This is a genomic window from Pseudomonas sp. SF2 (assembly GCF_036858055.1).
Classification (GTDB): domain Bacteria; phylum Pseudomonadota; class Gammaproteobacteria; order Pseudomonadales; family Pseudomonadaceae; genus Aquipseudomonas.
Map to the genome: position 1 here is coordinate 155,653 of NZ_JAMBDI010000011.1, position 13,816 is coordinate 169,468.

Annotated in this window: 16 protein-coding genes; 8 read left to right on the forward strand and 8 right to left on the reverse strand. The window is 63.7% G+C overall.

Translation table 11 applies throughout. From position 1 onward, the window contains the following. The first annotated feature begins 111 nt into the window (after positions 1 to 111). On the forward strand, positions 112 to 1,059 hold the full coding sequence (locus M2S36_RS08875; protein ID WP_015271759.1) for a LysR family transcriptional regulator: 948 nt from the start codon (positions 112 to 114) through the stop codon (positions 1,057 to 1,059). 178 nt (positions 1,060 to 1,237) lie between these two features. Further along, positions 1,238 to 2,212 carry a 2-hydroxyacid dehydrogenase gene (locus M2S36_RS08880; protein WP_207836363.1) on the forward strand — a complete coding sequence of 325 codons (975 nt, stop codon included), beginning with the start codon at positions 1,238 to 1,240 and terminating at the stop codon, positions 2,210 to 2,212. A 134-nt stretch (positions 2,213 to 2,346) separates the two neighbouring features. Here M2S36_RS08880 and M2S36_RS08885 read toward each other — a convergent pair whose 3' ends face one another. Next, a complete protein-coding gene (locus M2S36_RS08885) occupies positions 2,347 to 3,249 on the reverse strand; it encodes a DMT family transporter (protein WP_233687067.1) in 903 nt (300 codons plus the stop codon). Positions 3,250 to 3,513: 264 nt separating this feature from the next. On the opposite strand from M2S36_RS08885, the gene M2S36_RS08890 reads away from it, so the two are divergent. After that, positions 3,514 to 4,389 (forward strand): AraC family transcriptional regulator, encoded by an 876-nt coding sequence (locus M2S36_RS08890; RefSeq protein WP_333957007.1) that lies wholly within the window; start codon positions 3,514 to 3,516, stop codon positions 4,387 to 4,389. 29 nt (positions 4,390 to 4,418) lie between these two features. Here M2S36_RS08890 and M2S36_RS08895 read toward each other — a convergent pair whose 3' ends face one another. The 6 genes from M2S36_RS08895 to M2S36_RS08920 form a co-directional block, all read right to left on the reverse strand. Continuing rightward, positions 4,419 to 6,821 (reverse strand): TonB-dependent siderophore receptor, encoded by a 2,403-nt coding sequence (locus tag M2S36_RS08895; protein WP_207836378.1) that lies wholly within the window; start codon positions 6,819 to 6,821, stop codon positions 4,419 to 4,421. A gap of 220 nt (positions 6,822 to 7,041) precedes the next feature. After that, positions 7,042 to 8,019, reverse strand: coding sequence for a FecR family protein (locus tag M2S36_RS08900; protein ID WP_333957009.1), 978 nt, complete (start codon positions 8,017 to 8,019; stop codon positions 7,042 to 7,044). Beyond that, positions 8,016 to 8,573 (reverse strand): RNA polymerase sigma factor, encoded by a 558-nt coding sequence (locus M2S36_RS08905; protein ID WP_233687102.1) that lies wholly within the window; start codon positions 8,571 to 8,573, stop codon positions 8,016 to 8,018. The genes M2S36_RS08900 and M2S36_RS08905 overlap by 4 nt, the downstream gene beginning before the upstream one ends. A gap of 22 nt (positions 8,574 to 8,595) precedes the next feature. Continuing rightward, complete coding sequence (locus M2S36_RS08910) at positions 8,596 to 8,922, reverse strand: DUF3325 domain-containing protein (RefSeq protein WP_333957010.1); 327 nt, start codon at positions 8,920 to 8,922, stop codon at positions 8,596 to 8,598. Continuing rightward, positions 8,922 to 10,499: a PepSY-associated TM helix domain-containing protein gene (locus M2S36_RS08915; protein ID WP_333957012.1), complete on the reverse strand. Its 1,578-nt coding sequence runs from the start codon at positions 10,497 to 10,499 to the stop codon at positions 8,922 to 8,924. The genes M2S36_RS08910 and M2S36_RS08915 overlap by 1 nt, the downstream gene beginning before the upstream one ends. Next, positions 10,496 to 10,801 (reverse strand): DUF3649 domain-containing protein, encoded by a 306-nt coding sequence (locus tag M2S36_RS08920; RefSeq protein ID WP_207836392.1) that lies wholly within the window; start codon positions 10,799 to 10,801, stop codon positions 10,496 to 10,498. Before M2S36_RS08920 ends, M2S36_RS08915 begins: the two co-directional genes overlap by 4 nt. A 232-nt stretch (positions 10,802 to 11,033) precedes the next feature. Between M2S36_RS08920 and M2S36_RS08925 the strand changes: the two genes are divergently transcribed. Both M2S36_RS08925 and M2S36_RS08930 read left to right on the forward strand, forming a co-directional pair. After that, entirely contained in the window at positions 11,034 to 11,381 is a 348-nt protein-coding gene (locus M2S36_RS08925) for an HPF/RaiA family ribosome-associated protein (protein ID WP_063913366.1), read from the forward strand. A 121-nt stretch (positions 11,382 to 11,502) separates the two neighbouring features. Next, on the forward strand, positions 11,503 to 11,793 hold the full coding sequence (locus tag M2S36_RS08930) for a DUF3509 domain-containing protein (protein WP_207836394.1): 291 nt from the start codon (positions 11,503 to 11,505) through the stop codon (positions 11,791 to 11,793). 3 nt (positions 11,794 to 11,796) lie between these two features. On the opposite strand, the gene M2S36_RS08935 is transcribed toward M2S36_RS08930, so the two are convergent. Next, positions 11,797 to 12,267 carry a phosphate-starvation-inducible protein PsiE gene (locus M2S36_RS08935; RefSeq protein WP_087500522.1) on the reverse strand — a complete coding sequence of 157 codons (471 nt, stop codon included), beginning with the start codon at positions 12,265 to 12,267 and terminating at the stop codon, positions 11,797 to 11,799. A 447-nt stretch (positions 12,268 to 12,714) separates the two neighbouring features. Here M2S36_RS08935 and M2S36_RS08940 point away from each other — a divergent pair, with 447 nt between their 5' ends. From M2S36_RS08940 to M2S36_RS08950, 3 genes are all read left to right on the forward strand, one after another. Continuing rightward, positions 12,715 to 12,957 (forward strand): hypothetical protein, encoded by a 243-nt coding sequence (locus M2S36_RS08940; protein WP_333957014.1) that lies wholly within the window; start codon positions 12,715 to 12,717, stop codon positions 12,955 to 12,957. A 156-nt stretch (positions 12,958 to 13,113) separates the two neighbouring features. After that, positions 13,114 to 13,377 carry a DUF3077 domain-containing protein gene (locus M2S36_RS08945; RefSeq protein ID WP_063913369.1) on the forward strand — a complete coding sequence of 88 codons (264 nt, stop codon included), beginning with the start codon at positions 13,114 to 13,116 and terminating at the stop codon, positions 13,375 to 13,377. Positions 13,378 to 13,479: 102 nt separating this feature from the next. After that, positions 13,480 to 13,743, forward strand: coding sequence for a YebG family protein (locus M2S36_RS08950; RefSeq protein ID WP_063913370.1), 264 nt, complete (start codon positions 13,480 to 13,482; stop codon positions 13,741 to 13,743). Positions 13,744 to 13,816 lie beyond the last annotated feature (73 nt).

A 13,816-nucleotide genomic window follows, 5' to 3' on the forward strand; every position in this document is an offset into this window, starting at 1 on the left:
GCGAATCTTTGTTACCAAAACGGCGATAATCCGCCTTTGGTCGAAGGCAACTTTTCATCTCTTTTACGTTACTTCGTGACACAATTTTGTCCTCTACATCGAGAGTGACCCATGGACACCCTGCAAAACATGCGTGCTTTCAGTTGCGTAGCCCAACTCGGCAGCTTTACCGCTGCCGCCGGGCAACTGGATACGACCACCGCGAACGTGTCGCGGGCGGTCTCCAACCTGGAAGCCCATCTGCAAACAAGGCTGCTCAACCGTACCACCCGCCGCATTGCGCTGACCGAAGCCGGCAAGCGCTATCTGATGCGTTGCGAACAGATTCTTACCTATGTCGAAGAAGCCGAGGCCGAGGCCAGCGATGCCCATGCCCGCCCGGCCGGGATGTTGAAGGTGCACTCGATGACCGGGGTCGGTCAGCACTTCGTGGTCGACGCCATCGCCCGCTATCGCGAATCGCACCCGGACGTAACCTTCGACCTGACCATGGCCAACCGCGTGCCCGACCTGCTCGACGAGGGCTATGACGTGTCCATCGTGCTGGCCACCGAACTGCCCGACTCAGGGTTCGTGTCCCAACGGCTGGGCATCACCTACAGCATCGTCTGCGCCTCGCCCGCCTACATCGCCCGCCACGGCGTGGCGCACAAGCCTGCCGACCTGCTCAAGCACGCCTGCCTGCGCATGGTCAGCCCGGTGATCCCGCTGGAGAAATGGCTGTTCGACGGGCCGGAAGGCCAGGAAATGGTCAACATCACCAGCTCGCCGTTCATGGTCAATACTGCCGATGCCATGAAGACTGCGATCCGCAGCGGCATGGGTGTGGGCGTGCTGCCGATCTATTCGGCCATCGACGGCCTGCGCGACGGCAGCCTGGTGCGGGTACTGCCCGAGTACCGGCTGCAGGAGCTCAACCTGTACGCCATCTACCCGTCGCGGCAGTACCTGGATGCCAAGATCAAGACCTGGGTCGAGTACCTGCGCAACTCGCTGCCGGAGATTCTCGCGGCGCATGAGGCGGACCTGAAAACCCATCAGGTGATGATCGCCAACTAAAAAGCTGCTGTATTGCGGGGGCGGACAATGGTAGGTTGCTAACCATTGCCGACCTCTTCGCGGGTAAACCCGCTCCCACAGGTACACCACTGCCTTCCACGCCTGTGCAATACCTGTGGGAGCGGGTTCACCCGCGAAGAAACCACCACCGTCCCACGCCTTGCAGAGACGTAGCCCGATGAAAAAGACCGTCCTGGCCTTCAGCCGTATCACCCCGGCCATGGCCGAACGCCTGCAGCAAGACTTCAACGTGATCATCCCGAACCCCAAGCTCGGCGATATCAACGCCCAGTTCAACGAAGCCCTGCCCGAGGCCCATGGCCTGATCGGCGTTGGCCGCAAGCTCGGCCGGGCGCAGCTTGAAGGCGCGGCCAGGCTGGAGGTGGTATCCAGCGTGTCGGTCGGCTACGACAACTACGACCTGGACTACTTCAACGAGCGCGGCATCGCCCTGACCAACACCCCCGACGTGCTGACCGAAAGCACCGCCGACCTGGGCTTTTCGCTGATCATGGGCTGCGCCCGCCGCACCGCCGAGCTGGATGCCTGGACCAAGGCCGGCAACTGGCAGGCCACCGTGGGCCCGGCCCACTTCGGCAGCGATGTGCATGGCAAGACCCTGGGCATCGTCGGCATGGGCAACATCGGTGCCGCCATTGCCCGTCGCGGCCGGTTCGGTTTCAACATGCCGGTCATCTATTCCGGCAATAGCCGCAAGACCGCGCTGGAGCAAGAGCTGGGGGCGCAGTTCCGCAGCCTGGAGCAACTGCTGGCCGAAGCCGATTTCGTCTGCATCGTGGTGCCGTTGTCCGATGCCACCCGCAAGCTGATCGGTGCGCGTGAGTTGCAACTGATGAAGCCGAGCGCGTTCCTGATCAACATCGCCCGCGGGCCGGTGGTGGATGAAGCTGCGCTGATCGATGCACTGCAGAACGGTACCATTCGTGGTGCGGGCCTGGACGTGTACGAGAAAGAGCCGCTGAGCGATTCGCCGCTGTTCAAGCTGCCCAATGCGCTGACCTTGCCGCACGTTGGCTCAGCTACCGCCGAAACCCGCGAGGCCATGGCCAACCGGGCAATCGACAACCTGCGCGCGGCCCTGCTGGGTGAGCGGCCGCGGGACCTGGTGAACCCGCAGGTGTGGAAGGGCTGATAGCCCTCTACTGCCGGCACCGGCCCTTTCGCGGGTAAACCCGCTCCCACAGGTATTGCACAGGCTCTGAGGGCTGCGGGGTAGCTGTGGGAGCGGGTTTACCCGCGAAGAGGCCGGTGCAGGCAACACATTACCTATTTGGCCACCACAACACCCTCAGCCAACTTGACTCTGGGCTTGCGAAACACCAGCACATTCCCCGCCATCACCGCCACCAGCCCCAACAAGGCCGGCGCCGTCCACTGATATCCCTCGGCCACCGCCGACACATTCAACGCCACCAACGGGAACAGCACCGTGCAGTACGCTGCCCGCTCCGGCCCCATGCGCCCGACCAGGGTCAAGTAGGCGGTAAAGGCGATCACCGAGCCCGGCACCACCAGGTACAGCAACGAGCCGATGTAGCGCACGTTCCACTCCATGCTGAACGGCACGCCACTGACCACACAGAACACCGCCAGCATCGCTGCCCCGTAGACCATGCCCCAGGCATTGGTGGTCATGGGCTTGAGCCCGGCCTTCTGCTGCATGCTCGACAGCATGTTGCCGGCCGAGAAGCATAGCGTGCCGAGCAGGGCCAGGCCGAGGCCGTACAGGGTTTCGCGGCTGGCCGCCTGGTGCGACAGCTCCGGCCAGAACAGCAGGCCCAGGCCGAGCAAGCCCAAGGCGCCGCCGCCGAGCACATTGCTGGCGATCTTCTGGCCAAAGAAGATCCGTGCGTTCAGCGCGTTCCACAGGGTGGCGGTGGAGAACACCACGGCGATCAGGCCGCTGGCGATCCACTGGCTGGCACTGAGGAAGCAGATGAAGTTGACGCAGAACAGGCACAGGCCCTGGGCCAGGCAGATCTGGTGGCCACGTCGGTTCATCGGCTGCAGGCGCCGGGTGAGCAGCAGGAAGGCGAACAGGATCAGCCCGGCCAAGGCAAAGCGGTAGACGATCGAGACCGGAATGGCGACCACGCCCAGCTGGAGTTTCAGGGCGATCCAGGTGGTGCCCCAGATCAGGACGGTGAGCAGGTAGAGTGACAGGTTCATGGCGGCGGTTCCTTGGGCCTTTCAAGATCGGTGCCCGGCGCTTCGCGGCTAAAGCCGCTCCCACAGGGACCACGCTGCTCTCGAGGCTGGCGCGGTCCCTGTGGGAGCGGCTTTAGCCGCGAATCGAGGGCGCAGCCCTCGCCGAGGCATTTCAGTGTTCTCCTGTCGAACACCCACGCGCTTGCACAAACTTGCGCATTTGTCCTGCCGGTAGCTGTAAGCCTGCCCAAGGCGCAGTAGGATGGCTGGCAAGAGGAACCGCCCATGACCCCACTCACCCAGCTGCAAGTGTTCAACGCCATGCACGCCTCGCCCCACGCCCGGCTGGAGCTGAGCGCGCACCTGGGCGACGGGCTGGCAGCGGCGTTGTGGAGCAACCGCGATGATGCCCGCGACTACCAGGCACCGAGCCATCACACCCTGTCGTGCTACATCGCCGACGGCACTGGCACCTTCCGCCGCCAGCGCCCGGGCGACAAAGGGGCGCCCGACAAGCTGTGCGTGATGCCGGCCGGGCACGAGTCGAACTGGGTGGTCAATGGCGCGATCCGCCTGGCACACCTGTATGTCAGCGAGGCGCAATTCGCCCTGGGCTGCGTGCGCCTGCTCGACCGTGAACCGCGTGAGCTGCAACTGCAGGAAGCGACCTTTCTCGATGACCCGCAACAAGCCACGCGCTTTCGCCAGCTGATAACCCTGGACTGGGATGAACCTGGCGAACGCCTGCTGGCCAGCAGCCTTGCACACGAGATCGTCGACCATGCGCTGCTCAGCCAGGTCGGGCTGCGCCAGGGCCTGCGCCTGAAAGGCGGGCTGGCACCGAACCTGCGCCGGCAGCTGGTCGACTACATCGAAGCACACCTCGAACAGCCCATCACCCTGGGTGAACTGGCCTTGCGCTGCAACCTGTCCGAATACCACTTTGCCCGCATGTTCCGCGCCAGTTTCGGGCTGCCGCCGCACCAGTACCTGCTGGCCCGGCGGCTGCATCGGGCCTGCCAGCTGTTGCGGCTGGGGGGGATGCCGTTGGGGGAGATTGCCCTGTTGTGCGGGTTTGCCAGTGCCAGCCATTTCAGCAACCGGTTCCGCCAGGCGGTCGGTGCAACACCGGGCGAATACCGTTTAGCCTTCAATTCGTGAAACTGGGGCCGCTTTGCGGCCCCAAATACCTAGAACTCGAAGGTACTGGACAAGCTCACCTGCCGCGCATCGCCAATGGCCACAAAGTACTGGTTCACCGCCGAGCTGTAGTAAACCTTGTCGAACAGGTTCTTCACGTTCAGCTGCAACAGCACCTTGTGCTCGTCGAGCCTGGTCTCGTAGCTGGCAAAGGCATCGGCCACGGTATAGGACGGCAGGTCGAAGGTGTTGGTCGGGTTGCCAGCGCGCTCGCCCACGTACCGCGCCCCCGCGCCAATGCGCAGGCGATCGCCACCGAACAGGCTGCCATAGTCATACACCGCCGACAGCGAACCACTGTGCCGGGCCACGTTTTGCAGGCGGTTGCCCTTGAGGTCCGGGTCCTTGGTCACTTGCGCATCGGTGAAGGCGTAGCTGCCGATCAGGCTCCAGCGCTCACTCAGCTGACCGGTCAGGTCCAGCTCGACGCCCCGTGAGCTGACCTCCCCGGCATTGCTGTACACCGTTTCGCGCGTAGTGGTGTCAAAGTTGGAAACGAGCACGTTGCGCTTGGTGATATCGAACAACGCCAGAGTGCCCGTGACACGGCCAGGCATGTCGAGTTTGGCGCCCAGCTCCCATGATTTGCCTTCCTCCGGGGCAAAGCTGCCGTCGAGGGTCTGGGTAAGGCCACCGCCAATGCTCAAGGGTGCAATCGTCGAGTTGGGCTTGAACGATTCGCTGTAGCTGGCATAGAGCGACAGCTGCTCATCGACCTTGTAGACCACACCGGCATGCGGTACCCAGCTCTGGCCGCTGGTGTCGGTGTTGACCAGGAACGGCCGGCCGCGCCCGGCCAACTGGTCGTATTGCTGGAAGCGTGCGCCAGCCACCAGGATCCAGTGGTCGTCCAGGTGCAGGGCATCCTGGAAGAACAGCGAATCAGTACGCAGCTTGTCGGTCTGGTCGCTCTCCTTGGCACCGACTTGGGTGCCCTCCACTTCCTGACCGTAGACCGGGCTCACATAGCTGAAGGTGGATCGGGCCGTCTGCCGGATCAGGTCGCCGCGGAAGATCTTGCGGTCCTCATGATCGACACCGAACAGCAGGTCGTTCTGCATCCCGGCCAGTTCCACATTACCGGCCAGGCTCAGCGTGGCGAACTGGTCACGGCTCATGGCGTTGTGGGTGCCGTCGATGCTGCGCGCCAGCGTGCCGCTTTCTTCATTTACGCCGGTCACCCGCACCTGGCTGGCATCATAGGTTTCGCGGTTGAAGCTGTAGCCGAAGTGCAGCTTCCAGTCATCGGCCAGTTGGTGGTCGACTTCCAGACGGTACAGGTCGGAACGCCCCTCCATGTCGTTGAACGGCTCGTCAAGGCGCCGCGTGGCCGGGATGTCCAGCGGGTGGCCGTTGTTGCCGAACGCCGTACCACGGTCGAAGGGGGAGAGAAATTCGCGGTGCTCGTAGGCCAGTACCACCTGGGTATCTTCACCCAGCCAGGCCAGCGACGGCGCCACCAGCGATTCGCGGTGCACGCCGTAGTTGCGCCAGTAGTCCTCATCCTCGTGATCGACGATCAGGCGATAGGCGAAGTTGCTGTCGCCCAGCGCACCGGTGCTGTCGAGCCCGCCGCCGCTGCCGTTCTTGCCGCTGCCGTAGGTGGACCCGCGCACGGTCAGGGCGTTGTACTGCTCGAGTTGCGGGCGCTTGCTGACCACGTTGATCACCCCGCCCGGGTCCTGGATGCCGTACAGCAGCGAGGCCGGGCCCTTGAGCACTTCGACCCGCTCGGTGCTGGCGCTGAGGTTGCGGCCCTGCACGACGGGCATGCCATCGCGCATGATCGAGCCGTCGCGGTTGTCGCCGAAGCCGCGCTTCATCACCGTGTCGGAGGTACCGCCGAAGTTGTTGCCCTGGGTGATGCCGCTGACGTTGGCCAGGGCGTCGTCGAGGTTGCGCGGGGCCTGGTCACGGATGACCTGGGCCGGTACCACATTGATTGCCTGGGGGATGTCCTGGCTCGGGCCCTGCCCGCGCATGATCGAGGCGGTAGCCGGGGGCTGGTAGCTGTAGTCGTCCAGTTGCGAGGTCACGGTGGTGGCCTGCAGGTTGAGGGCGCCGGAGGTGTCCACCGCCTCAAGGGTGAGGGTGCGTGCATCGACGCGGCGCCAGGCCAGCCCGGTAGTGCCCAGCAGCTGTTGCAGGGCCTGCTCGGCGCTGAACCTGCCGTTCAGCGCCGGCGCCTGCACGCCGGGCAGTTCCAGGGTGTAGACCACGCTCTGGCCGGTGGTGCGGCTGAAGGCGCTGAGTGCCTGGACCAGGGGTTGCGCCGGCTGGGCAAAGGCGTACGCCTGCTGTTGCTCGGCGGCGCAGGCCAGGGGGGCGACAGCGAGTGCCGGGAGCACGGAAAGGCCTAGCCAGAGGGGGACACAACGCGGGGTGAACTTCATGGACGCTGACCTGTGAGAGGGATTTGACTGCGAATGAATCGCACTTCCACTCATTACACGGATGCCACGTCCTGTTACCTCACCTGTTGACTGAAAAATATTTTCTGCCTGTGCCGGCCTCTTCGCGGGCTTGCCCGCTCCTACAGGGACTGCACAAGTTTCGAATCCGGTGCAGTACCTGTGGGAGCGGGCAAGCCCGCGAGGAGGCCGGCACAGGCGCCTACCGGACCAGGGTCAACCGCCCCAGCACAGTCTGCCGCGAAAAGCCCATTACCTTGCCCAGCGAATCCAGCGCCAGCAACGGCTCGGCCACCGGGAAACTACCACTGACCTTGCGCTGCCCCAGCTCACCATCGAGCAACAGGATGCGCCCCGGGTAATAGCGCCCCAGGTCCTCGACCACCTGCGCCAGCGGCACCTGGTAGTAATTCAGCCAGCCCTGGCGCCAGGCCAGGCGGTTGTCGCTGTCCACTGCCTGGGTATCGCCCACCCGACCGGCAGCGTAGGCCACCTGTTGGTTGGCCGTCAGTTCACGCGATATGGCGCCCGGTGCCGGGCTCACCGCCACCCGCCCGCTGCGTACCGTGACGTGGGCACCATCGTCCTGCTCGCGCACTTCGAACTGGGTGCCGAGCACCCGCACCTCGCCACCGCCAGCTTCGACCAGGAATGGCGCGCCGGTATGCGTAACCTGGAAGAACGCTGCACCATGCAGCAACCGCACGCGGCGCTCGCCATGGGCGAAATTCACCGCAATCGCACTACCCGCATCCAGCGTCACTTGTGACTGGTCAGCCAACGTTACCTGGCGAACTTGCCCGGTGCTGCTGTAGTCGGCTCGCAGGTCCTGCAACCAGTATCCCGGGTGCCAACCACCGGCGACACCAAAGGCCAGTAGCAGGCAGGCCGCCACTGCAATCGCCCCGACCCGCCACCGGCGCGTGGCCGGTGGCCTGGCCATGGCATCCAGGTAGCGCTGCAGGCCTTCATGCTCTTCATCAGCCAGGCGCGCCGCCGGGATGGCACTTCTCTGCCACAGCGCCTGGGCCTGTTCGTAGGCTGCGCGATGCCCGGGGTCGGCCAACAACCAACGCTTGAACGCCGCCCCCTCGGCCTGCGCGGGCTGCTCGTTGATTCGGCTGAGCCATTGCAGCGCGGCCCGGGACTGCGCCTCGGTGATCTGCGGTAAACGGCTCATCGACGGGCACTCCCTGGCCGGCGTGGGGTGGACGCGGGCTCGGCAACACTCGCCTTGCACGCTTCGAGGGCGCGCATCATATGCTTTTCCACAGCACTCTGGGACAGTTGCATGGCCTTGGCGATCTCGCCGTACTTGCAGCCGTGGATGCGGTTGAGCAGGAAGATCTGCCGGGTGCGTTCAGGCAAGGCACGCAAGGCAGCTTCGATGCGCTGCAAGTCGTGGTCGACCTCCACGGCCTGCTCCGGCGCCTGGGCCGTGGCCGCCGCATCCACCGGCAACACAGCTTCGGCCGCACGTTCACGGCTGCCTTCGCTGCGCAGGTGGTCGATGGCCAGGTTGCCGGCGCAACGCAGCAGGTAGGTGTCCAGCGCCTCGACCTTGACCTCAGGGCGGCGCCAGAAGCGCAGGAACAGCTCCTGGACCAGGTCCGATGCCGTGGCCCGGCAGCCGACCCGGCGGCTCACCAGTGCCTCCATGCGTGCCCGCTGGGCCAGGAACACCTGGACGAAGCGCGCACGCCCGCCGCCGCTTTCGGCATCCGCCTCGGTCATGTCGCCCGGCTCGCTCACCGGGTCACTCGGCGAACACGGCCAGCAACGGCCCCAGCACCACGCTGGCGGCCGCCAGGCCCAGCAGCAGGCGGGGCTGGTATGGCAGGCCGAACACCCACAGGGTCACCCCGGCCATCAGCACTGCAGTCCACTCCACCAGGCCATGGGCCATGCCGCGCAGGTGCACGCTGTGCACCAGCGAAAGCACCAGCAGCAGCCAGCCGGCGCTGCGCAACAGGCGCAACTGCCCCGGGCGCGGCTTGCGCCCGAGCAGGTCGGTGAAATGTTTCTCCATGGCCAGGCACAGGGCAACGAAGCCTGCGAAGGCGATCAGTGCATTACCCAGCATCAGCTTGCCTCCGCCGTTTCAGTGCTCGGTTTTTTTGCTGCACGAGGGGCGCGCTTGGCCACTGGCTTGGGGCTGCGCAACATCTTGCCGGCCAGCCAGGCCAGGAACAGGCCGGTGCCTAGCGCGGTCAGGTCGAAGCCGGCCATGGCCCAGTCACCCGCCTGCAGCGAATGGTTCAAGCCCTGGCCGGTGGTCAGGCCATTGAGCAGCGGCAGCAAGGCGAAGGCCAGCGCGCCGAGTACCAGTTGCTCGCCCCAGGCCCGGCGCCCGCTGCGCAGCACGGCATGCACCAGCGAAAGGCCCCAGGTGATGAAAAAGGCATTGACCTCCCAGTCGGCCCGGCCTTCGACGCCCATGGGGATCAGGCGGTTGGCCCAGAAGAAGCCCGCCACGGCCAGCAGCAGGCCGCTCATGCTGGCGATATTGAGCACTTCGACCAGGCGCAGTTCACCCGGCAGCCGTTCGCTACTGGCATGCTTGAGCTGGCGCTTGCCCAGCCACATCACCAACCCGGTACCGATCACCGCAGTACCGGCCACGCCAAAGAAGAAGTACAGCCAGCGCAGCCAGGGCCCGGCGAAGTTGCCCATGTGCAGGCCGGCAAAGCTGAAGGCGGTCATCATCGCCCCGCTCTCCGGCTTGCCCTGGCTCAGCAGCGCACCACTGGCACCATCGAAGGTCCAGTTGGCGCTGCGCCGATAGGCCACATGGTCGGCCGCAGACTGAGTGAAGGTGACGCGGGCATTGCTGTCGCCGGCATTGTCCACCTGGATACGGCCGATACGCGCGCCCGGTTGCAGGTCCTGCACCTTGGCATACAGGCTCGGCAACGGTACCAGCGGCGCGGCCACCTGGGCCGCCTTGGGCGCATCGTTACGGCCGAACAGGTCGTTGAAGTACTTGCCGGTGTCATTGCCGTAGCTGGCCATGATGCCGGCCGGCATCACCAGGTACATGAACAGCACCAGGCTGCTGTAGCTGATCATCAGATGGAACGGCAGCACCAGCACGCCGATGGCGTTGTGCCCGTCCAGCCAGGAGCGCTGGCCCTTGCCGGGGCGGAAGGTGAAGAACTCCTTGAAGATCTTCTTGTGGGTGATGATGCCGGTGACCAGGCCCAGCAGCATGATGAAGGCACAGAACGTCGACAGCCAGCGGCCGAAGGGGTGAGGCATCTGCAACTGGAAGTGGAAGCGGTAGAAGAACTCGCCACCGCGACTGTCGCGTGCCTCGACCGGCTGGCCGGTCTGGGTATCGAGGGTCTTGCTGGCGAAGCCGCGCGGCCCGCCATTGGGATCGCGATAGCCCACGCTCAAGGCGGCCTCGCGTGCGTTGGGCATGCGGATCAGCCAGGTGCCCGAGTGCCCGGCGTTGTCCTGCAGGTAACGCTGGGCCACCTCCAGGCTATGGATTGGGTCCAGTGCATGGCTGCGCACTTCGGGCTGCGACCAGTGGGTAATTTCTTCCTTGAAATACGACAGCGTGCCGGTGAGGAAGATGGCGAACAACAGCCAGCCGAAGATCAGTCCGGTCCAGGTGTGCAGCCAGGCCATGGCCTGGCGGAAGCCTTCTTTCATGGGGTTTTCATCCAGTAGGCCAACCCGCTGATCACCCCCAGCAGCACGCTTGGCGCCAGCACGCCCAGCCAGGCGCGCAAAGCGCTGCGGCAGGCGAAGCACCAGATGAACGCCAGCAGGTAGAAGACGAATGACAGCAGCAGGCCGGTGAGCGTGGCATCGACCTGTGGCAGTGGCGCTACCAGGGCAATACAGACGCTGGCCATGGACGCCAGCAGGTAGCCGCCCAGCAGCGCGGCCAGGCTGCGTGAGGTCACGGCCATGCGATAGCTGAGCGAGAGGCCGGCGGTTTTGCGCGTCATGGCGAAGGTCCGGGCGTTTACGGGGCTGCAATAATAATGATTTCAATTCTCATAAGCAAAGGCCGAGCGATGCGCCGCCTGTCGCCTTGAATGCAACAAGAAATTTATTTTCAAAAAGGGCTTGAATTCGTCACGCCATTGCCTGACCTTAGAGTCAAGAGACGCAGAAATACCAAGGGTCTCAAAGGCCTAGGCGCGTCTCCATGCGAGCAAGCTGAATAAGGATTGAATCATGCAAATCCAGGTCAACAGCAGCAACCATTTCGAAGGCAATGCCCGGCTCGACCAGTGGGTCCGCAGCACACTGCAGAACTCGCTGGAACGTTACGAGGACGACCTCACCCGCATCGAGGTTCACCTGCGCGACGAGAACGGCGCCAAGCCCGGACCGCATGACAAACGCTGCCAGATGGAGGCTCGCCCCAAAGGCCATCAACCGATTTCGGTGACCCACACCGCCACTTCGCTGGACCAGGCGGTCGACGGTGCCGCCGCCAAGCTCAACCACGCGCTGGAACACTTCTACGGCAAACTGCGCAGCAAGCGCGGCGCCCTGGAGCTGAGTGATCCGGACGCCTGATCGGCAATGCAAAACGCCCGGCCTGATGCCGGGCGTTTTCGTTTGTATCGATCGATGGCGCTGAACCAACCGGCGATACTTCCGGTCAACTGCTGCATCCATTCAGCGCAGAAGCAAGACCATGAGCAACCCATTCGAACGAATCAGTGCTGCATTCGCCCCCGAATACCGGGTCAACCTGAGTATTGCAAACCTCGACGGCAGCATCATGCTGACCCTTTCCGACGACGCCGGCGTGGTCGCCAAGCGCCTCATCACCCAGGCCCAGCGCAATGACCCGGTGCGCCTGCAGCGGGTAATCGACAGCATCCGCCTGGGCCTGGCCATCGAACTCAGCCAGAACCCCATGCAGGTGCTGGCCGCATTGACCCGCGATGCACGCCACGAGCCGCGCCACTTCATGGCCACCTGAGGGCTACTTGCCCTCCTCCACTTCCTTGCCGCTGGCATCCAGCGCCTTGGTCGAGGGGTAGCGGTAAGAGGCGTAGCGCACCACCAGGATCGCGAACGCCAGCAACAGGATGCCACCGCACACGTACAACAGCCCTGCGTCCGGCGCCTTGTGGTGCGAGACGTCGCCGATCAGCAGGCGGGTCAGCGCAGTGATGGCCACGTACAGCAGGAAGCGGATCGGCATGTGGTTGGTCTTGAAGTAGATACCGACCATCGCCCCCAGTTCCAGGTAGATGAACAGCAGCAGGATGTCATCGACACTGACCCCACCCTTGCCGAGCATGTCCATGAACGTCATCACCGCCGCATAGGCGGTGATCGCGCCGATGCCGAACAGTGCCAGGTAATGGAATGCCTCGACGCACAGGTTGCCCAGCGAGTCGGCCGAGCCGTGCAGGCCCTTGCGCAGCTTTTCTGCCCATTTGATGTTCACGATGTTCCATTCCCCGATACGTCTTGAAGGATGATGCGTCACCGCTGTGACGCTTGTGCCATGCAGTTAAAGGGCCAGGCCCCTGCCTTGGAAGGCGACCGATTGCCGCAAGGCACCTTGAGGCGTGGCAAGTTGCCAGAAACACGGCCCTGTGCTGGGAAAAATCAGATTTAACCCCTTCCTTGTAGGGCATTTCCCAAAGATACTCCCTGCCATTGTGGTGTTCGGGGATGAGCACTAGTCTCGGATCGTCGCTGCCAAACAGCGACCGGCTTTGACAGGCCGCCCTGAACTAACCACATGGCTTTGCCTTTATGGCAGCTGTCATGGGGCACCTCGTGTGCGCCGGCTTTTGGTTCTGTTCACCGGTCTGTCAACCCATGCACAGCTGCCGCCTTCCTGTTTGACAGCAGGAGGTGGTGGCCCAAACTTGAACAGGCCTTCATCATGCTGAAAGTAGTCCCCGATCCACCCCACACCCCCCATTCCCTTGAAGACACCCTGATCCAGGCTACGGACTATGCGTTGTGCGCAGCCACCGTGGTGCATCAGGCCTTGTTGCTTCAGCCCAAGTCGCCAGCATCGATTTTGATGATGGCCTCAATGCATGAGCTGGAGACGTTGCGGGCTTTGCTTGAGTCGGCACTAGTTCAGGTGCAGATGCCCGCTGAGCCTCGGACTTTGCACTGAGGTTTGAGTGTTGCGTTGTCTGGGCTGGCCTCTTCGCGGGTAAACCCGCTCCCACAGGATCTCCACAGGCCCTGAGGTAGATGCAGTACCTGTGGGAGCGGGTTCACCCGCGAAAGGGCCCGTCCAGGCAGTCGAGAATTTTCAGGGGATTCAAAAATGACCACAGAAGACACCCAATTCACCGTCGGCAAAACCACCTTCTTCCAAGGTGAAAACGGCACCCACCCACTCTTCCGCATCGAGCCAGGCATCCCTTGCCGGGACGCCCGCGAGCAGTCCTCAGAGCTGATGGGCTATGTACGCGAACTGACCATCACCGGCCTGATGGACGAGAAACCGATGATGATCTGGGCTGCGCACTACTTGAGCGCGATGGCCAAGGCGCTGATGGATGATGCTGAGTTGGGCATGAAGCAGTAAGCCCTTTGCGCCACGCTACAATTTCTGCTTGCGAACCAATCAACATTGCCATTACTGTATATGGATACAGTATAAACCCAGCAAAAGGCATAGAGGTGATGAATGGCCGTCGAAGTGGTGTACCGCAGCAGCCGCGACCCGGAGCGCTTGTTCATGGATAAGGCCGAAGCAGACCGTCACGACAAGATGCTCGAACTGGCCGAGCGCCTGGCCGAAGTACTGCACAAGGCAGTGCCCTCGCTGACCGAGCAGCAGGTCGAGGAAGCCGGTATCTACATGGCCAGGAACCGCGATGTATTCGCCCGGGCGTTCAAGAGCCAGCCGGATGCGTTGGCCGAGTTGCTCGAAGCGCCAGCGGCCGAGTAATTGCCTGCACTGGCCGCTCCAGCAGGTACGGCACAAGCGCTGGGCTGGAGGTATTCCTGTGGGAGCGGCTTTA